Here is a 23,957-nt window from a genome sequence, read left to right on the forward strand (position 1 = left end):
ACTAGTTGTATAGCACAACTAAATACCCATCAATGAGTTCAGTCAAGCTTTGCGGCCCAAATCTCAGGTGTGCGTGCTGCCCAAGGCAAAGCTCGCTCTAGCTGACCCGCTAAACGAAATAGCATGTCCTCGCGACCAAATCCCGCTGAGAACTGCATGCCGATAGGCAGACCGCTTTCTGGATCAAATGCCAGCGGCATGGACATGGACGGGGACCCAGTAACATTCGCCAATGCTGTGAAGGGCGAGTGGGTGAATACGCGGTCCATCCAGCCTCTGCCATCCACATGCTCTTGACCTTCGTTATAGCAGCCTATCGCAGGGGGCAGCGTTGGCAGTGTCGGACTCAACAAGATGTCGTATTTGCAGAAGAAGTTACCCATGCTACGGGTCACCAGATTTCTTAAATACATGGCCTCGAGCAAATCGATGGCGGTGAGTCGACTGCCCATTTCATGCAGCGAAAGCGATGCTGGCTCAAGCGTGCTGGCGTCAATGGGACGGCCTGTTCCCGCAGCAATGGCGTTGATCCAGGCGGCGGTATTGGCGGACCAGAACCGGGCATTCATTTCAACGAAACCTTCCCAGCTTAGACCGATGTCCAAATTGACCTCTTCCACACTATGGCCCATGGCTTGGAGCTGAACAGCAACGTTGCCAGTAGCTTTTGCCACCGACTCGACGCAGCGAGTGGCGTTCAGGGGATGCAGCAGAAGGCCAATCCTCAGTGATCCAGGCTCACGCGTCATTTGCGATAAATAAGAATGCTGCGGCCTGGCGATTTCAAAGGGATCTCCCACGGCTCCCCCCTCGATTGCATCCAGTAACGCGGCGCTATCACGCACTGTTCGACTGACAACGCCATGTACCGCAAGCCCGGCCCACACCTCGTCCACCGCCGGCCCCATTGAAACCCTGCCCCGGCTGGACTTGAGCCCGAAGAGTCCGGTAGAGGCTGAAGGTACGCGGATAGAACCACCGCCATCAGTGGCATGCGCCGCAGGCACCAGGCCGGCCGCTACGGCAGCGGCCGAGCCACCACTTGACCCTCCAGCACTGCGGCCCGGGTCCCATGGGTTGCGTGTCGGCCCCGAAAATAAAGCTTCCGTGGTTGTACTGGCTGCTAATTCCGGAGTGGTGGTCCTGCCAAGGGTGACCAGGCCAGCCTGTCGCAAACGGATCATCACGTTGGAGTCCTCGTGGGCAATGCACCCGGCGGCTAAACGACTGCCCAGCTCATTCAGGCGGCCCTTGGCAGTAAGACCCAAATCCTTCACCAGAAAGGGTACACCCTTGAACGGCCCAGCCGCCTGGGGTTCGTTCCCCCACACTTCAATCACTGCATTGATCGTTGGATTGAGCTGCTCGATGGCGGACAGCGCCGCAGCGCTGACTTCAATTTGGGTGACGTCACCGTTGGCGATCAGCTCAGCAAGACCCAGCGCGTCGTATTCTGCATATTCAGCGATTTTCATCATCATTCTCCGGGCCATTTTTCTGGCAAAAGCGCTATGATTGTACCTACCAGTATCGAACGATACTTATTGGTATAGAAAGATACCTAAGAGTATCGCTGTCAAGCGGAGAACACCATGCGGCCCGAACGAATCCCCCAGCTAGCCCCCAGAGAAAGGATTCTCGATGCAGCCGAGGAGCTTTTTTTCACCGAAGGCATCAGTCGGGTGACGGTGGATGCCATCGCGGCGAAGGCCAAATCGACCAAGATGACCGTCTACCGGCATTTCGATTCGAAAGACGCGCTGGTACTTGAGTGGCTGCGGTTGCTCGTGGACAAATACTCCGAGGTTCTCGAAGCGCTTTCGGCACAGTACGCCGGCGATCCAAAGGCGCAGATTCTCGGTTTTGCCAAGTTCATCGCGCATGACCTCTCGGCGGCGTCTTATCGGGGCTGCCCTTTTACCAACTCACTGGCGGAGATACCTGAGCCAGGAAATCCCGCCCGCCAACTCATCGAAGAACATAAGAAGCGTCAGTTCCTGCGGTTGGCGGCACTCTGTGCCGAAGCCGATTTACCCGAGCCGAACGAGGTTGCGTTGGAACTCACTTACCTGATGGAGGGTGCTCAAGTGGTTTCGCAGAACAAAAGCATCGAGCACGTCGGTGAAAACCTGATAAGGATGATTCGGAAGAAAATGGGTGGGTCAGCTGAGAAATAGCTGGCTGCCACCCGACGGAGACCATCACTGTCAGCGAGCGTGCCCCGGGCCCACTTCAATGATTGGTGTGAACGCTATTGACCCGACTGTCTGCCAGTTTGAACACCACGCGTTGAGGATGGTTGATCGAGACCAGGTACTCCACCGGCTGCCCTTGACGGTCGAAAATCACGCCCCGATAAACCAGCGCGGCCGTCCCGAGCTCGACTTCGAGCAAACGCGCCTCCTGATCGTTCATCGTGGCAATGCTCAACGTACCTTCGTCGCTTTCTATTTCGATCTGATACCGCGACGACAGTAAGGCATACAACGAGGCCCCCTCGAGCAGATCCCCCGCCACCAGCTCAGGAACGCGGGCAGCAGGAATGTAGCTGGTCTCAATGCAGAACGGTTTTTGGTCCACGGTGCGCAGGCGCCTGATGGTCAGCAGCGCGTCCCCCTCCTGAATCTTCAGCAACTTTGCGACGCGCGCGCTGGCCTGGGTTTGTTCGAAATAGAGCAATTTGCTGCCGGGTCTGGCCCCTGCCTGCTCAACCACCTCGGCAATGCCTTTACGTGCCACGGTGTTGAGGGGCCGCTCGACGCCCGGAGCAGTCACGAAGGTTCCGCGATTGCCGCGGCGCTCAAGAACGCCGCGATCAATCAGTGTTTGCAAAGCCTTGCGCAAGGTCATCCGACTGATGCCCAGATGTTCGGCCAGGTCCCTTTCCGCAGGAATACGTTCAGTCGGTCCGAACTCCGGACGCTCCAACATTTCCAGCAACGCCTGGACGGCCTGCCACGCCACCTGTTTGCGTTGGGGCGCAAGAAGCGCCACGTCAGAGGGTTTTGGAGGAATCATTTTCATGGTCTACATCCTGGATTATTTTTCTGGTGCTCCCTTGCGACTGAAAAAAACAAAAAAAGCCGCAAACACGCCATTGTAATAAAAGCTGGCTCGGAAATACCCTGTAAATCGCCTGACCAGCCCATTAGACCACGGGGAAAAAGCCTTGTAATGGTATTTTTCATGGTATATCTTTTGGTCTAAATAGTGCTCATGACAGCAACATGAAGCACTGCGACAAGGCACTCAGGAGTTCACATGGCGATTCAATTCAACCGGGAAGGCTTCATCAATTCCTTGCAGCAATCCGTGCAAATCGTCGACGACGCTCAGCAGTTTGGCCAGGAGCTGGCAACTCGAATTGACCGCATCTATTTCGTCAGTTGCGGTGCGCCCAACCGCATCATGCTTGGCCTGCAGTACTGGCTTGAACGTTATAGCCACTCATTGGAAGTACGTCGTTACTTCCCTGCCGATTTCATGGACATCGACCCACCGCGCCTGGATGAGCGTACTTTGGTGGTGCTCGCCTCCAAGTCCGGAACGACCCAGGAAACCATCGCCGCCGCACGCTTTCTGCAGGACAAGCCATGCCTCACCGTGGGCGTGACACAGACTGCCGAGCTGCCTTTAGCCCAGACCGTTCAACACTGCTTCCTGCTCGGGCGGACCGATGAGGCGTACTTCGGTTGCTTCATGACTCTTCAAGCATTGATCGGCGGTATTTTGGCCAAGCGCGAAGGCTGGCCGCTGCTGGACCAGCTCACCCGCTCGCTCAAAGCACTGCCGCAGGCGCTGGCCGATGCGGCGGTCAATAACGACCAGCGCGCTGGCGAAGAGGCGCGCCTCTACAAAGATGATCGCGTCATGTACTTCCTCGCATCGGGACCGATGTTCACCACCGCCTATGTGTTCGGCGTCTGCGTGGTGATGGAAAGCCAATGGCTGCACTGTCTGCCGGTGGAGGCTGCGGAATTTTTCCATGGCCCGTTCGAAGCCATCGATGCCACTACCCCGCTGCTTCTGCTGGTGGGCGAAGACCCAAGTCGAGCGCAGATGGAGCGGGTCGTGCGCTTCTGCCAGCGGTACACCGAACGGGTCATGGTCTACGACTCCAAAGACTTCCCAATGGAGGGTATCGACCCGCAGATTCGCGCGATTGTCGCGCCCTACATTGTCGGCATTGCCGCGGAACGCATCGCCGCCCATCTGGCGGTCTGGCATCAGCAACCGCTGACGACTCGCCGCTACATGTGGAAAACGGAGTACTGAGCATGGCCAGCCTGATCGCCGTTGGTGACAACACCCTGGATGTGTACCTGGACCGAAACATCGAATACCCGGGCGGTAATGCGCTCAACGTTGCGGTATTCGCCTCCCGGCTTGGCACTCGCAGCGCCTACCTGGGCTGCGTTGGCGATGATCGACATGGCAAGCACTTGCTCGCTTGCCTGCAAAAAGAAGCAGTCGATTCTTCCCGTTGCCGAACGCTACCTGGCGCCAATGGTTGGGCATGTGTCGACAGCATCGATGGCGAACGAGTGTTTCTGGGCAGCGATCCTGGTGTTTGTCGTCAACTGCGACTCAATGCCGACGACTTGGCCTACATCGCGCAATTTACGCTGGCGCACAGCAGCCTCTACAGCGGCCTCGAAAACCAACTGGCGCAGATTCGGCATGCCAGCGGCTGCCTGTCGTTCGACTTCTCGGACAACTGGGTCGAGTTCGATTGGCCGGCCCTGATCAAGCATGTCGACATCGCCTTCTTCTCGGCGGCCGAGCTCTCGTCGAGAGAAGCGTATGAGCTGGCGAATGCTATGCGGACCATGGGCCCGACGACTGTGGTCATTACTCGCGGTGCTCAGGGAGCACTCGCAGTCGATGCACAGGGCGTTCATGAGCAGCCCGCACTGCCCTGCACTTTTATCGACAGCATGGGCGCCGGCGACGGCTTTATCGCGGCGTTCTTGCTGGCGTGGCAAGCCCGACAAAGCCTTGCCGACTGCCTTTTAAGGGGCGTCGATTATGCCGGCCAGGTGTGTGGCTGGGTCGGTGGTTTTGGCCATGGCCAAGCCCTGGACGCCGAACGCTCCCAGCAATTGAAACAAGCCTTGAACATTCAAGGCTAAAGCGTGCTGCCCCGGCCATTCCGGGACTGTTCAACCAACCTGTCGTGGATACCCTGTCGATGAAAAAATGTCTGATCGGTTTGATGCTCGTGGCCAGCCCGTTAATGACCTGGGGCGCCAGCGAAGAGCTGCGTTTCGGGGTCGACCCCACCTACCCACCCTTTGAGTCCAAGCGACCGGACGGCTCGCTGACGGGTTTCGATATCGAGTTGGGTGAAAGCCTGTGCACCGAGTTGAAACGTCGTTGTGTCTGGGTGGAAAACGCCTTCGACGGCATGGTCTCGGCCCTTAAAGGCAAGAAGTTCGACGGAATACTTTCTGCCCTCTCGATCACTGAAGAGCGCAAAGCCGAAATCGCCTTTTCCAATACCCTTTACGACACCCCGGCACGCTTGGTGGCACCTGAAGGCAGCCCCTTGCAACCGACGGCCGAATCTCTGCGCGGCAAGCGCATCGGCGTGCAGCAAGGCAGCGTGTTCGAAGTCTATGCCAAGCGGATGTGGGCCCCCAAAGGCGTGGAGGTGGTGCCTTATCAAAGCAGTGACTTGACCTACTCGGACTTGATCAACGGTCGGCTGGATGCCGCATTCGACGATGCCGTCGCGGTCTCCGAAGGCCTGCTCAAGAAGCCAATGGGCAAAGGCTTCGGCTATGCCGGCGAGGTCGTTAAATCGCCTGAAATCTTCGGGCCGGGCACCGGGATCGGCTTGCGCAAAAGCGATACCGCACTGGCTGGCGAAATCAATCAGGCGCTCGAGCGGATCCACCAAAACGGCACCTATGAGCGCATCGCAAAAAAATACTTCGACTTCGATATCTCGCCTAAATAAACCACCCGCGCGGAGCCTGAAGGCATGTTTCTCGAGGGATACGGCTATCTCATTTTTCAGGGCGCGTGGTTGACTGTCCAGGTGGCCACGTGGGCCGCCTGCGTAGCCATCGCACTTGGTCTGCTCGGGGCCTTGGCGAAACTCTCGCCGCTGGCGCCACTACGGCTGATCGCGACGGTCTATACCACGTTGGTGCGCAGCGTCCCGGACCTGGTCTTGATGCTGCTCATTTACTACAGCGCGCAAATCGGCCTCAACCAGGTAGCGGAGGCGCTCGGCCAGGAATCATTCCAGTTGAACCCTTACGGCACTGCAATCGGTACGCTGGGATTCATCTACGGCGCCTACTGCGCCGAGACCTTTCGCGGCGCTTTCCAGGCCATCCCATTGGGTCAACTCGAAGCGGCTCGCGCCTATGGCATGAGCCACTGGCAAGTACTACAGCGCATCCGCCTCCCGCAAATGATGCGGTTCGCATTGCCCGGCATCGGCAATATCTGGCAAGTGCTCTTGAAAAGTGCCGGGCTGATTTCGCTGCTAGGCCTCAATGACATGGTCCAGGTCGCCAAACAGGCGGGCAATGCAACCTCACGACAGATGTTTTTCTACCTGGTAATCGCCGCAATATTTTTTGCCTTTGCGATCCTGTCAAACATTGCGCTCAAACACCTTGAGCGGCGCTACAGCGTCGAACCGCCACGGAGAGCGTCATGATCGAAATACTGAAAGAGTTCGGGCCGAATTTCCTGTGGTCCGACGGTTACCGCTGGAGCGGTCTGTCCATCACGCTATGGCTGTTGGTGACGTCCGCCGCCATCGGTTTGTGCGCAGCGATACCGCTGGCGCTGATTCGCACCTACGGCAGTCGTTGGCTAGCATTGCCCATCCAGCTTTACACCTTGGTGTTTCGCGGCACACCACTGTTCGTGCAACTGCTGATCATCTACAGCGGGCTGGCCAGTTTAAGCCTCATCAGAGAATCACCGAGCCTGTGGTGGTTCTTTCGTGACGGCACGCATTGCGTCATTCTGGCACTGGCCTTGAATACATGCGCTTACACCATCGAGATTCTCGCAGGCGTGCTCCGCACTACTCCACGCGGCGAGATCGAGGCGGCTCTGGCCTTGGGCATGAGCCGCAGCCAAGTGTTCATTCTTGTGCTGATACCGAGCATGCTGCGCCGCGCACTCCCCGTTTACAGTAACGAGGTGATTTTTGTCCTGCACGCCACGGCCATCGCCTTTACCGCAACCGTTCCCGACATTCTGAAAATCGCGGCAGATGTTAATGCTGCCACCTTCAAAACCTTTCAGGCCTATGGGATCGCCGCCCTGCTCTACATGTTGGTGGCGTGTGCGCTGGTGGGCGTATTCCGAATGGCTGAGCGCCGGTTGCTGGCGTATGAGCGATTAAGCTAAATGTCGGGGCCTCACGTACCGCTTTACTCAATCAACTGTCCGCAACTTGCATGACCACTCGGCCGGCGACATTTTCCACCGCTACAGAGTCCAGATGCGCGCCTTTACAGGGCCCATCAATGCAATGCCCGTCTTCGAAGCGGAACACAGCACTGTGATGGGCGCACATTAGAAACCGGCCTCGATAGGTGCAGAACTCCTTCGGTCGATAGTCCAGTGGGACTGAGAAGTGAGGGCAACGGTTGATGTACACCCGAACCTGTTCACCCTGACGTAGCGCAACCAACCCGGAGGGATGCAGCTGTTGATGTTCAGGCAGACCCAAGGCCCCTCCATCCGCAATATCATCCACCCGGCACAACGTAATAGCAGTCATAACCCGCCCCGCAATTCCGGGTTGCCAAGACTCCATTGCCATGGCCGGATCTCGACACGGGCAAACAGCCCAGCTCGGACATAGGGATCGTCTTGTAAGAACGCCTCCACCTCCGGCAGGCTGCCAGCCTCAATGACCAGCAAGGTCCCATTCATGGACGCACCCGTCTCGTCGAGTGTCGGGCCACCAAAGCGGACCACCACACGATGCGTATCAGCCGCTCGCAAGTACGCCCGATGATCGGGTCGCAGGCGTTGACGCAACGCCAGAGAGTCAGGATGGTCTGTAGCGAATACCGCAAAAAATTGTCCCATGCGTCACTCGGCTTCAATCACAAATTCGTAACACGCACGTCTGAACGGCAAGGGGATGTCCAGGCTCGCGGACAAATCGTCGTGCTTGACCCGCTCTTCATAGATCACCCGCAACGACGGTTTGACACCAAACACCGCATCGGACTCCAGGTACGGGTCGTCGTGATTGAACAGGTGGGTGACCAGTTTTTGGTGGCCTGGCACATCGATCATGAAATGCAGGTGCGCAGGCCGCCAAGGGTGACGGTTGGCGGCATTGAGCATGCGCCCGACCGGACCATCGGTGGGAATCGGATAGCACACCGGAACAATTGTACGAATCGCAAAATAGCCGTCGGAATCGGTACGGTAGCGACCGCGCAAGTTACCAAAAGGCTGTTCGGTGTCCTGACCTGAATACATACCATTGTCGGCGGTCTGCCAGACGTCCAATACGGCGTCGGCAAGACCATTGCCCTGAGTATCGACTACCCTGCCGCACACCAAGGCGCGCTCTCCTGGGGTGAACGCCATGTTCTCGCCAAAAGCCCGCTCCGGCATTCCTTCGATGTAAAACGGCCCGAAGACAGTGGTGTCGGTTGCGTTTGCACTGTATCGATGGTTGATCGCATCGACCAGCATCGAAACACCCAAGGTGTCCGACAGCAGAATGAATTCCTGACGTACCACGCCATCGCATTTATGGCCGGTTTCGGTCAGAAAGCGAATGCCTTCAAACCACTCCTGCTCAGTCAGTTCGACCTCGCTGACAAACGCATGCAGGTGTCGCGTAATGCTTTGCATGATCTGTTTGTAACGCGCATTGGGAGCGTCGTTGAAACTGTTCACCACTTTTTCGCAGATCAGTGCTTCCGAGGTTTTGTCGTAATCGGCCATTATTGTTATTCCGACGAAGAGGGACTTGCTGCCAACCGTAAGGCCGCAGCGAATAGCCGCTGCGGCGCAACCTGCGGCGACACCCATGAATCAGGCTGGCGCCAGGCCTTTCATGGCGCGGGTCAACAGCGCCTCGATCGGGCCTTGTTCAAATGGCCGTGGGTTGTAGTAAGGGCTGGCACAGGCGATCTGCGCGGCCTCGGCCGGACCGTTTTCAGGTAGGCCGATGTCCGACAGAGCTAATGGAATGCCCAGTTTTTGGTTCAGCGCGTACAACAATGCACCCACCTCGCTCGCCTCACTGCCCCCCAAAGCACGCGCAGCTCGCTGCAACGGTCCCGCCGCCGCTTCATGGTTGTAATGCGCGGCATGTGGCAGAACGATTGCGTGCGCCTGGGCATGGGGCAGATTAAACGTGCCGCCCAAGGTGTGGCAAAGCTTGTGGTGCAACGCCATGCCGACCGAACCAAGGCAAATACCCGCCAACCAGGCGCCATATAACGCTTGGCTCCTGGCCTCCGGATCGTTGGGATCCTGGACCACACCTGGCAAGGCCAGCGCCAATGAACGAATCGACTCTTCTGCCATGAAACCAATGATTGGATTGGCGTCTTGGGCATAGAGCGCTTCCACCGCGTGCGCCATGGCGTTCATTCCCGAGCATGCGGAAATCTGCGCGGGCAAGGTCAACGTAAGCTGCGGATCGTAGATCACGGTTTTGGGCAAAACCCTGGGATCACGCCCCGTTTTCTTCAAGCGGTTTTCGGTCAAACCATAGATCGGGGTCATCTCCGAACCGGCATATGTCGTCGGAATGGCCACAATCGGCAACCCCGAATCCATGGCAATCGCTTTGCCCAGACCAATGGTCGAACCGCCGCCAATGGCGACGCAGCAATCGGCATCCAGACGCGCCGCTTCAACTCGCGCCGCTTGCGCCACTTCCAGGGGCACATGCATCACCGCGTGGGGGTAGACGCCTGCCGCACGATCACCGAGCAATGCCGCGACCCGCTCACCCAGGGCCTGTTGCTCCGGCGTTGTAAGGATCAACGCACGCTTGGCGCCCAAATGCTCGATCTCTGCAACGAGCGCCGACAGCTTGCCCCAACCGAACACCACACGGGTCGGCAGGCTTTGGTAAATAAAAGGATTCATGACAGGCCTCAGCGTTTGAAGTGCGGAGCAATTTTGGCGTCGACATTGACCCAAACCGAGCGCGCTTCGGTGTAATCGTGGATCGCTTCAAACCCCATTTCACGGCCGTAGCCCGATTGACCGACACCACCGAACGGGCTGCCAGGGCTGACACGCTTGTAGCAGTTGACCCAGCACATACCGGCATGAATGGCGTTGGCCATTTTGTGTGCGCGTGTGAGGTTCTGCGTCCATAGGCCGCTGCCCAGTCCGTACTCAGTGTTATTGGCGATGGCCAGCGCTTCTTCGTCGGTGCTAAAGCGCACCACCGTGACGAAGGGACCGAAGACTTCTTCCTGACACACCCGATCCTGCGGCGAAGCCTCAACAACGGTCGGCTCGACATAAAAACCATTGGCCAGTCGTTCGTCGTCTGGAGCCTTGCCGCCGGCCAGGATTTTGCCGCCCTGCTCTTTCGCGATCTCGATGTAGGCCAGCACGCGGTCACGGTGCAGCGCCGACGTCAGGGGGCCCATTTCGGTCTCGGGGTCCATCGGGTCGCCAAGTCGAATGGATTTGGCCAGCGCAATGAAGCGCTCAAGGAATTGATCAGCAATGTCTTTGTGCAGAATCAGACGCGAACCCGCGATGCAGGCCTGCCCCTGATTATGGAAAATCGCCCAGGCAGCGCCGTTGACGGCAGCGTCCAGGTTAGCGTCTTCGAACACGATGTTGGCGCCCTTGCCGCCCAGCTCCAACTGAATACGCTTTAGATTGCTCTTCGACGCTTCGACAATCCGGCGACCGGTCGCCGTCGAACCGGTAAAGGCAATCTTGCCAACGTCCAGATGCTCGGCCAAAGCCTGACCAGCAGTATGGCCATAACCCGGCACGACGTTGACCACGCCTTTGGGAAAACCGACTTCAGTCATCAACTCAACAATGCGCAAGGTCGACAGCGGAGTGATCTCGGAGGGTTTGATTACAATCGTATTACCGGCAGCCAGTGCAGGACCCATTTTCCAGCTGGTGAACATCAGCGGAAAGTTCCAGGGCACGATCTGCCCGACCACACCGATCGGCTTGCGCTGTACGTAGTTCAGAAACCCGGCTTCAACCGGAATCACCGAACCTTCGATCTTGTCCGCCATGCCGCCAAAATAGCGGAAACAGGCCGCGGTGCGCGGAACGTCGAGGCCTCGGGAATCACGGATGGGGTGCCCCGTGTTGAGGGATTCGAGCTGTGCCAGTTCTTCACTGCACGCTTCGATCTTGTCTGCCAGCTTGAGCAAAAGGCGTCCGCGTTCTGCAGCGCCCAGTGCAGACCAAGCCGGGAACGCACGCTTGGCAGCGGCGACAGCGAGATCAACGTCAGCGGCTTGCGCAGCGGCCACTCGGGTGATCAACGAACCGTCATGGGGTGACACCACGTCGATGGTCCCCCCGGCAACCGCATCCACGAATTGGCCATCGATATAGAGCTGATTTTGCATAATATTTTCCTGGCACCGCGCCAATGGCGCAGTGTCTGACGACTGGATGCTTGAGCAAATGGCCCGACGCACGCCGGGCTATGCGCGGGGCCTTAGAACTCGATCGGATACGGCTTGAGCTCGCCGCTTTCGTAGCGTTGCGGCAGGTTCGGAGTCGCGTTTTCCCACACCAGCAGCATCGAGCGCTTTGTCGAATAGCCCTGGTGGCGAATGTCCGCTGGCATCGCACAAATATCGCCGGCACGCATGGTGATACGGGCGCGCGGGTTGCCGTCGTCCTTGTCGCCGACATCCCAGAGAATTTCATCGGACAATTGCAAGAACCACTCGACCCGATCATTGCCATGAAACACCGGCAGAATGAACTCTTCAGTCGTCGGGCAGAACAGGCTGGCCTTGCACACCGAAGTCACCGACGGGTTCCAGGTCACGTCGGAACGCGACAAGTATTTGAACAGGCTAAAGGCATGCAATTGGCCTTCGAAACCCTCTGCGGCGTGGATTTCAGGCTCATCTTGAGACACATCGTTGAACTGACGATTGATCGGCAAGTCATCACGCAGCGGCGAATCGTCCGACAGACCCGGCATGCGTTTGGTGGCGATGCGAAAGCGTTCAATGGCTTCGATGTTCTCGCCGTTCTTACGGCCGAACGCCGTACCGGTTTCCGCTGGCGCTGCGAACGGGTCGAAGGTGGCGTTGGTCCAGTCGCGCAGGATGGCTTTGAAAGTCGCCATGATCAGCGGCGTTTCAAAATTCTCGGTGTAATTGACCCCGGCGGCCCTGAGCGTGCCATTGAAGGTACCGGCGTACAGATCAACTTTGCCATAGTAATTGCGAGTGCCAATGACATGGTCAAAGTTGACCCAGCCATAGAAAAAACCCCAAGCCACATCGCGCATCATGGCACGAAGAAAAGCGTCCACTGGAATCAAGTGTGAACGCGTCTGACCTTTGGCAGGCCAGGTAATGCGGGCAAAATACTCGTCGCGCGACAGTTCGAAGGCGCCGAGTTGAAATGAGCGATAGCCAGTCACTGCGTGAGGGGCACTGCCCCGGACTTCGTCGTCGGCAAAGGTCGCGTTATCGACAGCGTTTTCAAGCATGGCCATGACAGGATTCCTTTTATAGCTTTTATGGGTGGGGACGCTGGTCTGAACCGGTCAGACCCGGCGGATCATTTGAAGCAAATGTCCGCCCACTTCTCGACCGACAAAGGCCCTTTGATGGTCTGCTGGATGATCACGCCCGGGCTACTGGCTTCGAAGCGGTAGGCGGTGCCAACCGGCAGCAGGCATTGATGGCCAGACTGCAGCAGCACGTAGCCCATCGGTCTACCCACAGGAATATCACCCGCCAAACGGGTGCCCTCGCCCTCTTTCAAAGGCGTATCGAGCTTGATGAAGTCGACCCGGACTTCACCGTCCATGACGATGGCGAACTCGTCATGCGCGGCCGTGTACCAAGGCGATTGACCTTCGGCGCGCAGGGTTTCGATGACGTAGTCAAGGTTGAGACCCACCACGACTTTCTCATAGGGAAGGGATTTTTCTGCCACTTCAAAAATATTCGAAAAGGCATAGTGACTGGCTTGGCCGCTGATGATTTCAACTGACCCTTTGCTGTAGTTGTCCAGCGAGCCAAAAACCGTTTCGATTGCAGCGCTACTCATGGTTTTCACCGTTTTGTTGTTGTAGTAACAGTGCCCCAACAGTACGTCGCACCCGCGCCCGGAACAATTAGAGTTCGTGCGACAACAGTGTTCGCGAAACGCGAACAGTTAGCCGATTATCGTTTCTTTAGCGCACCCAACCACGCGCCAGCAAGGGTTGGTCCCAGCACGGTTCTTCGCCGAATTTTTCCACCAGAAAATCTATCAGCGTGCGGACTTTCAAGGCCCGGCGCTGGGTCGCGGGATACACCGCAGAGAAATTGAAGGATGACAGGGCATACTCTGGCAGCACCGGAATCAGCCGCCCGCTGAGCAGGTCGGCGCTTGCCACCAACGTCGGTAAGCAGACAATACAAACCCCGGTCGACGCGTAGTCGCTCAGCAAGTGCACTGAATTGGATCGCACCTGGCCAGGCAGAGTCAGCTCCACCTGTTCATCTTCCTTGGTGAAGACCCAGCGATTTCGCGACGGATAGCCTTCATATAAAGCGATTTTGTGCTGCAGCAGCTGTTGAGGGTGCGTGGGCATGCCAAATTGTTCTGCATAGTCTGGCGACATGCAGAACAATCGGCGCACGTTGAAGAGCTTGCGCTCGATCAGGGTTTCCGCCATTGGCGGGAACATCTGAAACGCCACATCGAAGCCCTCCTCGATCGGGTCCACCACCCGGTCGTTGACGATGACGTCGACTTCAATGTCGGGGTACAACCGGGTGAACTCGGCCAGCATTCTTCCAAAATGGCTGATGGCAAACCCCGGCAGCATTTGTACGCGTAATTTACCTGTGGGCTTTGCACGCAGCTCGCGCATGTGTTCTGTCAACGAGTTGAAGCTCGCGACCATGTCCGCGCATTCTTTGTAGTAAGTCTCGCCGACCTCGGAAAGCCGCACATGACGCGTGCTGCGATGAAACAACGGCGCATTGATAAATTGCTCGAGCTGCTGAATGCGGTGGGTGATCACCGAGCGTGTCACCCCCAATTGCTGGGCAGCCCTGGCGAAGTTGCCGGTTTCGGCAACTCGCACAAAGGCCTCGACACTGAGTAAACGATCCATGGCAGGGTCCTGGATGTCTTGGTTCTTATAGGAACAGCGAGGTTAGCCTGTCTGCACCTCGCACTCCACATCCAGAACAGTGCGTTATGTATCGTGTTGAACACACAACCGCCGCTGCATGGGAAAAACTTGCCAGCCCAGTCGTTCGCTGATCAGTCCCCACACCCCTTGCGGGGCCTTGAGCATCATGAGCACCGCGACGACACCCAGAATGATCATATACACCGCGCCGTACTGCGCCAGGCATCCACGTAACACAAAGTAAATCAGCGTGCCGATCAACGGCCCCTCCAACGTGCCGATGCCACCGATGATGACAATGAAGATCACCACCGCAGTCCAATCTTGCAGGCTGAACGCGGCGTCCGGAGAGATACGCAGTTTTTGCAGGAAAATCAGCGCGCCCACCACCCCCGTGCAACCGGCAGCCAGCACATACACCATCAGTTTGGTACGGAAAGTGTCGACGCCCAGGCTACCGGACGCCGGCTCAGAGTCGCGAATCGATGCCAGGGCCAGCCCTTGGCGCGAGCGCAGCAGCAAATAAACCACGGCCATGGCCGCCACGCAGATGGCCAGTGCGGTGAAGTAGATCAGCATTTCACGCTCGTCGCGGTCATTGCCGATCTGGCGCACAATCGCTGCGGGAAGGCTTTGTCCGGAACCGCCGCCCAGGCTGCTGACCTGCGCCAAGCCCAAGCGAAAAACCTCTGCCACGACCCAGGTGCCAATGGCGAAGTAAGCGCCGCGCAGGCGGAAAACGATCCACGCCGTGGGAATCGCCAACACCGCCACCAATACGCCCGAGAGCAAGACCGCGAACAAAGGCGCAACGCCGAGCTGCGTGGAGAGCATGAACAATAGATACCCACCCAGACCGACAAACGCTTGCTGGCCGACCGAGACCATCCCGGCGTAACCCGCCAGCAGGTTCCACATTTGCGCCAACGCCAGGTAATAGGCGAACTCCACAACCAGCCGCAAACTTGCACGGTCCGCCCAGAATGGCGCGCTGATCAACACCAACACGCAGACGCCCAGCAACGACAATCCGACCATGCTGCTACGGGTCATGCGCTGCACGCGATAACCGAACCCAGGATTATTCAAGGCATTCATCAGTCGACACTCCGTGGAAACAGACCACGCGGACGCACGATCAGAATCAGCAGAAACACAAGATGACCGGCAAGAATTTGCCAGCCGGGATCGATCTTTGCGCCCAGCGCCTGGGCGACTCCGAGGATCACTCCGCCAGCCAGGGTGCCCCACAGGCTGCCCAAGCCGCCGATGATGACCGCTTCGAATCCGTACAACAGGCGGGCCGGCCCAACCGTGGGATCAAAACTGGTGCGAATCGCCAGAAACACCCCGGCAATCGACACCACCGCCATCGCCAGCGCCATGGCCAAACCGAAGATGTGCGCGTTGTTGACGCCCATCAGCCGTGCGGTGTGTTGGTCGTCGGAAGTAGCGCGAAATGCACGGCCTACAGCGGTTTTGAAAAACAGTAACTGAAGGCCGCCGATGATCAACAGCGCACTGCAAAACACGATCAGCGGCATGACACCCACACTGAGACTGCCAACGCCTACGCTGGCCACTTCAAGGTCGCCCTGGGAGAGTTTTTGACTGTCGGCGCTGAAAACTTCCAGCAACACGTTCTGGACGATAATCGACAGGCCGAAGGTCACGAGCAGCGGCGGCAGAATGTCCTGCCCAAGTGTTCTATTGAGCAGCAGCCGTTGCAGCAAATAGCCGAAACAGAACATCACCGGCACCACAATCAACAGGCTTGCCAGCGGACTGAGCCCCAGATGATTGACCACCATCAGCGCCAGGTACGAGGCCAGCACGATGAAGTCGCCATGGGCGATATTGACCAAGCGCATGATGCCGAACATCAGCGACAACCCCACCGCGAACATCGCGTAGAGGCCACCCAGCAACATGCCCTGAAGAAGCGTATTGAGCCATTCCATAATCAGATCCCGAAGTACGCCGCTTTGATTTGTGCTTTACCCGCTTCCCCCGGGCGCCCGGCCAGGGCTATGCGCCCTTCCTGGAAGCAATAGAAACGGTCGCAGACACTCAGCGCCTGGTTAATGTCTTGCTCGACGAGAATCACGGTGGTGCCGTCGGCCTTGATCGACGGCAGCGCGGCGTAGATGTCCTTGATCGTCGTCGGCGCCAGGCCCAGGCTGATCTCGTCGCACAAAAGCAACTGCGGGTTGGCCATTAAGCCTCGACCGATTGCAACCATCTGCTGCTGGCCGCCGGACAGTGCGGTGCCGGGACGCTTGCGCAGTGTCTCCAGGGCCGGAAACAACTGATAAACCCGTGCTAGATTCCAGGGGCCGGGGCGTTTGCTATAGGCACCGATCAAAAGGTTTTCCTCGACACTGAGGGACGCAAAAAGCTTCCGGCCTTCCGGCACCAAGGCGATGCCACGTGCCAGTACCTGATTCGCCGCCAGGTCTCCAATCGCCTGGCCCTTGAAGGTGATGGCGCCAGGCTGGTTTTTGATCAGCCCCGCAAGTGAATGCAGGAAAGTCGATTTGCCTGCGCCGTTGGAGCCGATGATTGCCACGGTTTCACCGGCCTCAAGGGTCAGGCTGATGTCGAACAGTGCTTGAAAGTCGCCGTAGCCGGCACAGAGGTTGTCGATGGACAGCAGGTTTGAAGAGGTCGTCATGTCTCAGCTCCCGATCCCCATGTAGATATCCTGGACCCGAGGGTCGGCCATGACACTGCGCGGTTCGCCTTCGGCCAGTTTGGCGCCGAAGTTAATGACCGTCAGGCGGCTGACAACCGCCAGCAAGGCATGCACGATGTGCTCGATCCAGATGATGGCTACGCCGGCCTTGTGGATGCCCTGAATGGTTTCTACCAACGCCAGGCATTCCGGTTCAGTCAAGCCTCCAGCGATTTCATCCAGCAGCAGAAGGCGTGGTTGGGTCGATAACGCGCGAGCCATCTCCAGGCGCTTGCGGTCGAGCAGGGTCAGCGAACCGGCCAGCACATTGGCCTTGCGCATCAGGCCGGTCAGTTCCAGCGTCTGTGCGCACCATTGATTGGCTTCCTTGTCGCGTAATCGCGCGCCAAAGGTCGCCCCCACCAACACGTTCTCGAACACCGTCATTTTCACGAAGGGATGCGGTATCTGGTGGGAACGACCAATGCCCTGCTGGCAACGTTTGAACACGGGCTCACGGGTGACGTTGCGGCCATCAAAATGGATCGTGCCGCTGTCGGCCGACACACCGCCGGCAATCAGGTTGAACAGCGTGCTTTTACCCGCGCCGTTGGGACCGATCACACCCAAGGCTTCACCCGGTTGCAGCGCCAGGCTCATTGCGTGCGTGACCTTCACCGAGCCATAGCTTTTGTGCACGTCGTTCATTTGCAGAAGTGGCTGTTGCATGGTGCACCTGTTTAGTCGCGAGCGATCAATAGGTAATGACCTGCATTTCGCCGCCCAACGCAATCGCCGGTGCGGTGGAATTGTTGGTAACGACCAGGTCGTATTTATTGTCATTGCCCAGTCGCCATTGACCGCTGACCAAGGGTGTCTTGGCGACGTTTTTCACCGGCCCGCCATTCCAACTGATTGGCCCGACCACGGTATTGAGGTTGGTCTTGAGCAAGGCGTCGCGTACCGAATGCGGATTGCCGATCTCTTCGGTGCGTTTGAGGATGTCCACCGCCAGTTCGAATAAGGCATGGACGAAACCCAGGGGCTGAGTCCACTGCTTGCCCGTCGCCTGGGTAAACCCCTGGGCCAACTGCCCCGCATTGGCACCCGTCAACGAGGAGCTGAATGGGTGCGCAGGGCTCCACCAAATTTCGGTCGACAGGTTATTGCCAGCCTTGCCCAACGCTTCGACCGCGGAGGGAAACAGCAGCGCCTTGCCAACCGACACCACTTTGGGCTTGAAGCCCTGCTGGCGAGCCTGGGTCCAGAAGGTAGTCAGGTCCGGTGGAATAACCACGCCGGTCACGATCTCGACTTCTGCTTTTTTGAACGCGGCGATCTGTGCCGAGAAATCGTCAGTCAGGTTTTGAAAGCGACCGGGGTCCACCAATTGGAAACCCTTTTGCTTGAGCACCGGTGGAAAGCCGAGTTTCGGATCACCCCACGCATTGCCATCGCCGTCGTTGGGAAACAGGCCGCCAACCACCTTGTTGGTTTGTATGCCACCCCACATCGAGGTGTACGTAGCGATCACATCTTCCAGGCCCCAGAAAAAATGATAGGTCCACTCAAAACCCTGATCCGGCTTACCACCGCGGGTAAAGAACCATGACTGCCACGGCGCGACGGTGGAAATGCACGGAATCTCGTTAATTTCGCATTGGTCGGACACCGGATTGATCGTTTCCGGCGTCGACGACCCCAGCATCAGGTCGACCTGATCCGACAGAATCAACTCGCTGGCCACTTCCGCTGCGCGGTTGGGGTTGGACTGACTGTCCTTGACGATGACTTCCAGGCGGTACGCCTTGCCGCCTACGGTGAGCGTGTTCTTTAGCAGTTGTTTGAGCGATTCGATGATGTAGTTATCCGCCGCCGCAAACGGTGCCAATGGACCGGTCTGTGGGCTGACATAGCCGAGCTTGATCACCCGTTCACTGCCCAGGGCGAAGTTGAACGGCAAACTGGCCAGCGCCACACCGCCGGCGGCAAGGCCTGTGCTGCGCAACAAATCACGGCGTGAGAAGTCGCGGCCAAACAGTTTTTTATCGTTGTTATCTGTCATGTAGTACTCCAAAGCGACTGCGTACTGGCAAAGTCCAGACGAACAAGATCGCAGCATGGGCTTGGCCGGCACGCAGGATCAGGTGCTTTGCGACGGTGGTGGTTTAGAGAAAGACGCTGACGTCGAACAGGGTTGCTGCATATGCCCGTGCACGAATATTCATACCTGCCTTCCTTATTTTTATGAGTGCCAGACCCCAATGGGGCATAAGGCCGAAAGCAAGGTATGCGGTTGGAGGTCTATCTTGATGAGCCTGGCTTGGGCTCCATTCGATCATTGGCAGATCGTAATGCTCGGCATAAGGGAGGCTACAAGCCCGCCACTACGCCAACAATTCCATTCTCGGCGACTTCAGTGTTTGCGTAATCAGAACAATCTCTACGCTTGGATGCTCACACTGAGTCAATGTGCCCATCCTTCGTGCAATTGGCCCCGAACGATCAGACCTTTTGCAGAAAAGAAGAGCCCTTGCGCATTCTGCCCGAGGTCTGCGCCTCGGACATGCGAATAGCGTATCCACCACAAGGAGGACAGCGTTCTATAAAGGCTCTGCGGTCTGGATAAGCGAGTTCAACACCAACTTTATTTCAACAGCCGGGTCTTTATGTCCTTGCAATATCAAACCTTCCGACAGCGCGGTGAAGGTCTTGGCAAGAGCGGCATACGCCAAGGGGGGTTTCTTGCCGGCATGATTAAATATAATGGTAATCAGTTTGCCCAAGGCCTCACTGTTTTCCTCATGCAAATCGTAGTAATGCGGTGAGAACTCTTCATCGCGTAAAGCAATCAGTTGCAACTCAGCATCCAGGATCGCACAGCGGGTGTTGTTCTTAAGCGTGTCAATATAAGCATTCAAGCCATGGGTCAATTCTTCTGCTGAATAACCCGACGCCAGGGTCATACTCAATCGATCAATCTCTACCCTCTTGAACCGTTGCGTCAATTGCAGAAGCAAGTCTGACTTACTGGCGAAATTTGAAAAAAAGGCCCCTTTCGAAAAACCGGCCTCCTCGGAAATAGCGTTGACGCTGGCAGCGTGGAAGCCCTTTCTAGCCATCAAGTCAGTGGCCGTGTCGAATAACTTGTCTCTTGTTACTTGCTGGCTTTCTTCTCGACCTAATCTTTTTTTAATCACGCCTCGGCTCCTCTGGCCAAACAACCCTCTATTTGTAACTGGATGCAACAAAGCCCCTACTCGCTGCGCAAAAAACCAGCGCTTACGACGCTATCTTATACCAGCCCTTTTTAATCATTTACATTTAAACCTTTGAAGGCGTCACGTAAGTGTCATGTATTGGGGCGACGCCAGAGGAATGCAAGATGGGCTGCCGACAACGTTTTTACACCGCCAGTGCAAGCGTATCCCACCTTACGCGTTTCCCCTTTTGGGGTTCCTGCTGAGCGCGTTGGAGCCGGATGACAAATGGTGAAGAATTTCTGGCGACGACCTTGAGCCTCTCGAACCAGATAATGAGCCCATAAAGCCGCGCCGCTAGGGGTATTTTTGCGCCCCGCCCAGAAGCGTCAACCTTCAGGCGCCATTAAATACCGCTTGATTTCCAAATACCGCATGGTTTTTACTTGCGCCGTTTGTATCCAAAGCCCGACAAACATTGAGGTCTGAGACATCAATCTCAATGCCGCATCGGGCCACCTCACAGGAGCTGGATTTTAATGGAATATGCCTTCGTTACAGGCGCTACTGGTCTGCTCGGAAATAATGTGGTTCATGCGCTTTTGAAGCGCAACATCAAGGTCAAGGCGCTGGTTCGCTCCGTCGAAAAAGCCAAAAAACAGTTCGGCAACCTGCCTGTCGAATTTGTCGAAGGCGACATGCTCAATGTCGACGCCTTCAGCCATGCCCTGCAGGGCTGTGATGCCCTGTTTCACACGGCGGCCTATTTCCGCGACAGCTACAAAGGCGGAAAGCACTGGCAAAAGCTCTATGACACGAATGTGACGGGCACCGAGCGACTGCTGCAGGCCGCTTATGCCGCCGGCATTCGTCGCGCAGTCCATACCTCTTCCATTGCCGTGCTCAAGGGCAATAAAGATCAAGTCATCGATGAAACCATGTCTCGCAGTGAATTGGAGGCTGACGATTACTACTTGAGTAAAATATTGTCTGAGCAGAAAGTTCAGGAGTTTCTGTCGCAACACCCGGACATGTTCATCGCCATGGTATTGCCTGGCTGGATGTTTGGCCCCGGTGATATCGGCCCTACCTCATCAGGACAGTTCTTGCTCGATTTTGTCGGAAAAAAATTGCCCGGCGTACTGCCCGGTAGCTTTTCCGTTGTAGACGCCAGGGATGTGGCGGAGCATCAAGTCGCAGCCATCACACGTGGCCGATCCGGAGAGCGTTATCTGGCCGCCGGCAATCACATGGACATGAAGAGTATTTTCCAGGCACTCTCCAGCGTCAGCGGCGTAAAAGCACCAGAGCGAAAAGTACCACTGTTCATGCTGCGCATAATTGCCTTGATCTACGAAGGCTATTACCGAATTACAAAAAAGCCCGTGCTGATCAGCACCTCCACGGTCAAACTCATGGAGCAAGAACAAGGGCGCACCCATTTCAGTCACAGCAAGAGTTCAAAAGAGCTGGAGTGCAAGTTTCGCCCTGTCGCTGAAACACTCACCGATACCCTAGACTGGTACCGGAACAATAACTATCTAAATGCTTAATTGAAATAATTCAGCGGTAGCCTGCCTCTGTTGAACTTTTTTGCCTGGCCATACATTCAAGGATTGAGAGAGGTTGGTAAATGAAAAGCCTTTCATATAAAGAAGGTTTTCTGCATCGGTTCGTCGGTTTTTCAGAATCTTTCCCCGACCACATTGCTATCAGGCATCTGGACGAGGAAGAAGACACCGTTACTTACCGTGGTTTGCGCGTTAAGGCTGAAGAGTGCAATGGGGCCCTCACAGCATTAGATGTATCGCCGGGTGACAAAGTAGCGCTGGTTCTACCCAATGGGGTGGCGTTCATCGCTTACTACCTGGCGATTATCGGGCGAGGTGCAATTCCAGTCATCCTCAACTACAAACTGACGCCGTTCGAAATGACCAGCGTCATCAGCGTCGCCAGGCCGACGCTGGTCGTGACGACCGAAACACTATTTGAGCAGCACAGCGAGATATTTCAGCCTGCCTACGGCGTTCGTCACACCTTGGTGTTGAACGCCACAAGCGAGCCGTCATCGCCCCTGCCCGCCAACGCAACGGCTGCCTCCCGACTTCCCCGGCAGCCTGAGCCCTTGTTATTGCCTGAGGGCAATCCGATCGTCTCGGTCCAGTTTACCTACCGAGGCATCGGTAAACCTCTGGCCGTTTCTCATCGCTACCTTGACCTGACGCAATCGAGCGATGGGCTGCATGAGCAGTTTCATCTTCAAGGCGTCGGATCCGTTCATCTGGTGACGCTGCCGTTGTATGCCATCTTCGGACTGTCCGTGATGATGGTTTTCCCATTGAGTGTGGGCGCCACCCTGCTAATGACCAACACCCTGCTCAATAGGGATCTGGCAGAAGTCTTGTCTGAGCATAAGGTCACCTTTGCTTGCCTGGTGCCCGACGTCATTCGCTACTTCAATACGCGACTGGCCAAACGCAAGGGCTCGCTGCTGCCGCTGCACCCTCAACTGATGATTTATTCAGGTGGCAGCCATCTACCGGCCAACGAAGCCGAGAAACTGGGGAAACTGCTGGGATGCAATCCGGTGCTGCAAGGCTATGGATTGACCGAGAGCATGCCAGTGGTCGTCCAGAGCTCGATTGGCACGGTCCATCGAGGCGCCATGGGACAACCGATTAGCGGCGTAGAACTGCGGGTCGTCGATGCCGAGGAACGGGATGTGGCACCTGGACGTATTGGCGAACTGCTGATCCGTGGCTCGATGGTGATTGACGGATATAACGACGCCGAGGACACCAATACCCGGTTCTTCCGTGAGGGCTGGTTTCACACCGGTGATCTGGTCTGGCGGGACGACGATGGGCATGTGTTCTTCTATTGCCAACGCCTGCGGATCTCGAAGATCAAAGCGCAGATGGTCGACCTGACGGAAATCGAATCCATTGCCCTGAAGCACCCCGACGTGGTGCGTGCCAAGGCTTACATCGTCCCTGACAACAAAGAGGTCAACGTATTGCACCTGTGCGTTGAAGGGAACGGTGACCTGACCCAAAGCGCGGTCTCCACCCTGCTCTCGGGCTACCTCTCGGGCTTCAAACTGCCCAAAACCATCGAGATTATCTCTCTCAAGGAAGAGGCTCATGCAACCTAAAAGCACCCAACCGGTACTGGCCGTTTTCGACTTTGACGGCACATTGACCGACAGGCATACGTTCTGGCGCTACATGCGCTTTATCGTGGGAACCAGATCGTTCTGGCTCCGGATCATTCCCCTACTGCCCAAAATGCTCAGCGTGATCGTGGGAATCACACCGTTGATGCAAGCCCGACTGGCGTTCATTGCCTGTTACCTGGGCGGCCTGTCAGTGGAACAAGAGCGTGAGCACGCCAAGTACTTCATTACCGAACTGCTACCGCTCTGGCTCAGACCCGAGGCCCTGCGCCGGTTGCAATGGCATCAATCCATGGGGCATGTCACCGCGCTGGTCAGCAACTCGCCGGAGAACTATCTGATTCCCTGGGGTCAGGCAGCGGGTTTTGACTACGTGTGCGGCACCCGCCTGGCGACTGCAAAGAACAAACTGACCGGTGGGATATCAGGTACCAACTGTGTGGAAAGGGAAAAAGTGACACGGCTCAAAGGCTGCTTGAGCAACCTTGATGACTTTTACATCTATGCCTACGGCGACTCGTCCGGTGACGATGCCCTGCTCAGCATTGCCAACTCTCCCTTCTACAGAAACTGGTACTAACC

At 56.8% G+C, this 23,957-nt stretch carries 25 protein-coding genes; 9 read left to right on the forward strand and 16 right to left on the reverse strand.

Features of this window, described 5'->3' with window-relative positions; all coding sequences use genetic code 11:
• Window positions 1-38: 38 nt before the first annotated feature.
• Complete coding sequence (locus ACA047_RS16980; protein WP_497351193.1) at window positions 39-1,475, reverse strand: amidase; 1,437 nt, start codon at window positions 1,473-1,475, stop codon at window positions 39-41.
• 117 nt (window positions 1,476-1,592) lie between these two features.
• On the opposite strand from ACA047_RS16980, the gene ACA047_RS16985 reads away from it, so the two are divergent.
• Entirely contained in the window at window positions 1,593-2,177 is a 585-nt protein-coding gene (locus tag ACA047_RS16985; RefSeq protein ID WP_497351195.1) for a TetR/AcrR family transcriptional regulator, read from the forward strand.
• A 55-nt stretch (window positions 2,178-2,232) separates the two neighbouring features.
• On the opposite strand, the gene ACA047_RS16990 is transcribed toward ACA047_RS16985, so the two are convergent.
• The gene (locus ACA047_RS16990; protein ID WP_497351197.1) at window positions 2,233-3,024 is read right to left on the reverse strand and encodes a GntR family transcriptional regulator; all 792 of its coding nucleotides are present in this window, start codon (window positions 3,022-3,024) and stop codon (window positions 2,233-2,235) included.
• 237 nt (window positions 3,025-3,261) lie between these two features.
• Between ACA047_RS16990 and ACA047_RS16995 the strand changes: the two genes are divergently transcribed.
• From ACA047_RS16995 to hisM, 5 genes are read left to right on the forward strand one after another with little or no spacing between them, the layout of a single operon-like run.
• Complete coding sequence (locus ACA047_RS16995) at window positions 3,262-4,275, forward strand: SIS domain-containing protein (RefSeq protein WP_497351199.1); 1,014 nt, start codon at window positions 3,262-3,264, stop codon at window positions 4,273-4,275.
• A gap of 2 nt (window positions 4,276-4,277) precedes the next feature.
• Window positions 4,278-5,132: a PfkB family carbohydrate kinase gene (locus ACA047_RS17000; protein WP_497351201.1), complete on the forward strand. Its 855-nt coding sequence runs from the start codon at window positions 4,278-4,280 to the stop codon at window positions 5,130-5,132.
• 59 nt (window positions 5,133-5,191) lie between these two features.
• Window positions 5,192-5,962 carry an ABC transporter substrate-binding protein gene (locus ACA047_RS17005; protein ID WP_497351203.1) on the forward strand — a complete coding sequence of 257 codons (771 nt, stop codon included), beginning with the start codon at window positions 5,192-5,194 and terminating at the stop codon, window positions 5,960-5,962.
• A 24-nt stretch (window positions 5,963-5,986) separates the two neighbouring features.
• On the forward strand, window positions 5,987-6,676 hold the full coding sequence (locus tag ACA047_RS17010; RefSeq protein WP_497351205.1) for an ABC transporter permease: 690 nt from the start codon (window positions 5,987-5,989) through the stop codon (window positions 6,674-6,676).
• A complete protein-coding gene (gene hisM, locus ACA047_RS17015; RefSeq protein ID WP_497351207.1) occupies window positions 6,673-7,380 on the forward strand; it encodes a histidine ABC transporter permease HisM in 708 nt (235 codons plus the stop codon). The genes ACA047_RS17010 and hisM overlap by 4 nt, the downstream gene beginning before the upstream one ends.
• Before the next feature lie 31 nt (window positions 7,381-7,411).
• On the opposite strand, the gene ACA047_RS17020 is transcribed toward hisM, so the two are convergent.
• The 14 genes from ACA047_RS17020 to ACA047_RS17085 all read right to left on the reverse strand — a co-directional run bounded on the left by ACA047_RS17020 (window position 7,412) and on the right by ACA047_RS17085 (window position 20,200).
• Window positions 7,412-7,756 carry a Rieske (2Fe-2S) protein gene (locus ACA047_RS17020; RefSeq protein ID WP_497351209.1) on the reverse strand — a complete coding sequence of 115 codons (345 nt, stop codon included), beginning with the start codon at window positions 7,754-7,756 and terminating at the stop codon, window positions 7,412-7,414.
• Window positions 7,753-8,070, reverse strand: a complete 318-nt coding sequence (locus tag ACA047_RS17025) for a YciI family protein (RefSeq protein ID WP_497351211.1) — start codon at window positions 8,068-8,070, stop codon at window positions 7,753-7,755. The genes ACA047_RS17020 and ACA047_RS17025 overlap by 4 nt, the downstream gene beginning before the upstream one ends.
• A gap of 3 nt (window positions 8,071-8,073) precedes the next feature.
• On the reverse strand, window positions 8,074-8,946 hold the full coding sequence (locus ACA047_RS17030) for a dioxygenase family protein (RefSeq protein ID WP_497351213.1): 873 nt from the start codon (window positions 8,944-8,946) through the stop codon (window positions 8,074-8,076).
• 90 nt (window positions 8,947-9,036) lie between these two features.
• Window positions 9,037-10,104 (reverse strand): maleylacetate reductase, encoded by a 1,068-nt coding sequence (locus tag ACA047_RS17035; protein WP_497351215.1) that lies wholly within the window; start codon window positions 10,102-10,104, stop codon window positions 9,037-9,039.
• Window positions 10,105-10,112: 8 nt separating this feature from the next.
• Window positions 10,113-11,576, reverse strand: a complete 1,464-nt coding sequence (locus tag ACA047_RS17040; RefSeq protein WP_497351217.1) for an aldehyde dehydrogenase family protein — start codon at window positions 11,574-11,576, stop codon at window positions 10,113-10,115.
• Between the two features lie 92 nt (window positions 11,577-11,668).
• Window positions 11,669-12,688 carry a hydroxyquinol 1,2-dioxygenase gene (locus ACA047_RS17045; RefSeq protein ID WP_497351219.1) on the reverse strand — a complete coding sequence of 340 codons (1,020 nt, stop codon included), beginning with the start codon at window positions 12,686-12,688 and terminating at the stop codon, window positions 11,669-11,671.
• Window positions 12,689-12,753: 65 nt separating this feature from the next.
• A complete protein-coding gene (locus tag ACA047_RS17050; protein WP_497351221.1) occupies window positions 12,754-13,248 on the reverse strand; it encodes a cupin domain-containing protein in 495 nt (164 codons plus the stop codon).
• Between the two features lie 127 nt (window positions 13,249-13,375).
• Window positions 13,376-14,305, reverse strand: coding sequence for a LysR family transcriptional regulator (locus tag ACA047_RS17055; protein WP_497351223.1), 930 nt, complete (start codon window positions 14,303-14,305; stop codon window positions 13,376-13,378).
• 84 nt (window positions 14,306-14,389) lie between these two features.
• Window positions 14,390-15,424 (reverse strand): branched-chain amino acid ABC transporter permease, encoded by a 1,035-nt coding sequence (locus ACA047_RS17060; RefSeq protein ID WP_497351225.1) that lies wholly within the window; start codon window positions 15,422-15,424, stop codon window positions 14,390-14,392.
• The gene (locus ACA047_RS17065; protein ID WP_497351227.1) at window positions 15,424-16,287 is read right to left on the reverse strand and encodes a branched-chain amino acid ABC transporter permease; all 864 of its coding nucleotides are present in this window, start codon (window positions 16,285-16,287) and stop codon (window positions 15,424-15,426) included. The genes ACA047_RS17060 and ACA047_RS17065 overlap by 1 nt, the downstream gene beginning before the upstream one ends.
• A gap of 2 nt (window positions 16,288-16,289) precedes the next feature.
• A complete protein-coding gene (locus ACA047_RS17070; protein WP_497360414.1) occupies window positions 16,290-16,982 on the reverse strand; it encodes an ABC transporter ATP-binding protein in 693 nt (230 codons plus the stop codon).
• A 21-nt stretch (window positions 16,983-17,003) separates the two neighbouring features.
• Entirely contained in the window at window positions 17,004-17,729 is a 726-nt protein-coding gene (locus ACA047_RS17075; protein ID WP_497351229.1) for an ABC transporter ATP-binding protein, read from the reverse strand.
• Between the two features lie 25 nt (window positions 17,730-17,754).
• A complete protein-coding gene (locus ACA047_RS17080) occupies window positions 17,755-19,065 on the reverse strand; it encodes an ABC transporter substrate-binding protein (RefSeq protein WP_497351231.1) in 1,311 nt (436 codons plus the stop codon).
• Window positions 19,066-19,603: 538 nt separating this feature from the next.
• Window positions 19,604-20,200: a TetR/AcrR family transcriptional regulator gene (locus ACA047_RS17085; RefSeq protein WP_497351233.1), complete on the reverse strand. Its 597-nt coding sequence runs from the start codon at window positions 20,198-20,200 to the stop codon at window positions 19,604-19,606.
• A 539-nt stretch (window positions 20,201-20,739) separates the two neighbouring features.
• Between ACA047_RS17085 and ACA047_RS17090 the strand changes: the two genes are divergently transcribed.
• The 3 genes from ACA047_RS17090 (at window position 20,740) to ACA047_RS17100 (ending at window position 23,955) form a co-directional block, all read left to right on the forward strand.
• A complete protein-coding gene (locus ACA047_RS17090) occupies window positions 20,740-21,753 on the forward strand; it encodes an SDR family oxidoreductase (RefSeq protein ID WP_497351235.1) in 1,014 nt (337 codons plus the stop codon).
• Window positions 21,754-21,833: 80 nt separating this feature from the next.
• Window positions 21,834-23,354 (forward strand): class I adenylate-forming enzyme family protein, encoded by a 1,521-nt coding sequence (locus ACA047_RS17095; protein WP_497351237.1) that lies wholly within the window; start codon window positions 21,834-21,836, stop codon window positions 23,352-23,354.
• Window positions 23,344-23,955 carry an HAD-IB family hydrolase gene (locus ACA047_RS17100; RefSeq protein WP_497351239.1) on the forward strand — a complete coding sequence of 204 codons (612 nt, stop codon included), beginning with the start codon at window positions 23,344-23,346 and terminating at the stop codon, window positions 23,953-23,955. The genes ACA047_RS17095 and ACA047_RS17100 overlap by 11 nt, the downstream gene beginning before the upstream one ends.
• Window positions 23,956-23,957 lie beyond the last annotated feature (2 nt).

The sequence above is a fragment of the Pseudomonas sp. LBUM1664 genome (assembly GCF_059695895.1).

What these genes read in the sequence shown, in the direction of transcription:
- ACA047_RS16980 (WP_497351193.1), bottom strand. Translation starts at nt 1,475, where the DNA reads ATGAAAATCGCTGAATATGCAGAATACGACGCGCTGGGTCTTGCTGAG.
- ACA047_RS16985 (WP_497351195.1), top strand. Translation starts at nt 1,593, where the DNA reads ATGCGGCCCGAACGAATCCCCCAGCTAGCCCCCAGAGAAAGGATTCTC.
- ACA047_RS16990 (WP_497351197.1), bottom strand. Translation starts at nt 3,024, where the DNA reads ATGAAAATGATTCCTCCAAAACCCTCTGACGTGGCGCTTCTTGCGCCC.
- ACA047_RS16995 (WP_497351199.1), top strand. Translation starts at nt 3,262, where the DNA reads ATGGCGATTCAATTCAACCGGGAAGGCTTCATCAATTCCTTGCAGCAA.
- ACA047_RS17000 (WP_497351201.1), top strand. Translation starts at nt 4,278, where the DNA reads ATGGCCAGCCTGATCGCCGTTGGTGACAACACCCTGGATGTGTACCTG.
- ACA047_RS17005 (WP_497351203.1), top strand. Translation starts at nt 5,192, where the DNA reads ATGAAAAAATGTCTGATCGGTTTGATGCTCGTGGCCAGCCCGTTAATG.
- ACA047_RS17010 (WP_497351205.1), top strand. Translation starts at nt 5,987, where the DNA reads ATGTTTCTCGAGGGATACGGCTATCTCATTTTTCAGGGCGCGTGGTTG.
- hisM (WP_497351207.1), top strand. Translation starts at nt 6,673, where the DNA reads ATGATCGAAATACTGAAAGAGTTCGGGCCGAATTTCCTGTGGTCCGAC.
- ACA047_RS17020 (WP_497351209.1), bottom strand. Translation starts at nt 7,756, where the DNA reads ATGACTGCTATTACGTTGTGCCGGGTGGATGATATTGCGGATGGAGGG.
- ACA047_RS17025 (WP_497351211.1), bottom strand. Translation starts at nt 8,070, where the DNA reads ATGGGACAATTTTTTGCGGTATTCGCTACAGACCATCCTGACTCTCTG.
- ACA047_RS17030 (WP_497351213.1), bottom strand. Translation starts at nt 8,946, where the DNA reads ATGGCCGATTACGACAAAACCTCGGAAGCACTGATCTGCGAAAAAGTG.
- ACA047_RS17035 (WP_497351215.1), bottom strand. Translation starts at nt 10,104, where the DNA reads ATGAATCCTTTTATTTACCAAAGCCTGCCGACCCGTGTGGTGTTCGGT.
- ACA047_RS17040 (WP_497351217.1), bottom strand. Translation starts at nt 11,576, where the DNA reads ATGCAAAATCAGCTCTATATCGATGGCCAATTCGTGGATGCGGTTGCC.
- ACA047_RS17045 (WP_497351219.1), bottom strand. Translation starts at nt 12,688, where the DNA reads ATGGCCATGCTTGAAAACGCTGTCGATAACGCGACCTTTGCCGACGAC.
- ACA047_RS17050 (WP_497351221.1), bottom strand. Translation starts at nt 13,248, where the DNA reads ATGAGTAGCGCTGCAATCGAAACGGTTTTTGGCTCGCTGGACAACTAC.
- ACA047_RS17055 (WP_497351223.1), bottom strand. Translation starts at nt 14,305, where the DNA reads ATGGATCGTTTACTCAGTGTCGAGGCCTTTGTGCGAGTTGCCGAAACC.
- ACA047_RS17060 (WP_497351225.1), bottom strand. Translation starts at nt 15,424, where the DNA reads ATGAATGCCTTGAATAATCCTGGGTTCGGTTATCGCGTGCAGCGCATG.
- ACA047_RS17065 (WP_497351227.1), bottom strand. Translation starts at nt 16,287, where the DNA reads ATGGAATGGCTCAATACGCTTCTTCAGGGCATGTTGCTGGGTGGCCTC.
- ACA047_RS17075 (WP_497351229.1), bottom strand. Translation starts at nt 17,729, where the DNA reads ATGCAACAGCCACTTCTGCAAATGAACGACGTGCACAAAAGCTATGGC.
- ACA047_RS17080 (WP_497351231.1), bottom strand. Translation starts at nt 19,065, where the DNA reads ATGACAGATAACAACGATAAAAAACTGTTTGGCCGCGACTTCTCACGC.
- ACA047_RS17090 (WP_497351235.1), top strand. Translation starts at nt 20,740, where the DNA reads ATGGAATATGCCTTCGTTACAGGCGCTACTGGTCTGCTCGGAAATAAT.
- ACA047_RS17095 (WP_497351237.1), top strand. Translation starts at nt 21,834, where the DNA reads ATGAAAAGCCTTTCATATAAAGAAGGTTTTCTGCATCGGTTCGTCGGT.
- ACA047_RS17100 (WP_497351239.1), top strand. Translation starts at nt 23,344, where the DNA reads ATGCAACCTAAAAGCACCCAACCGGTACTGGCCGTTTTCGACTTTGAC.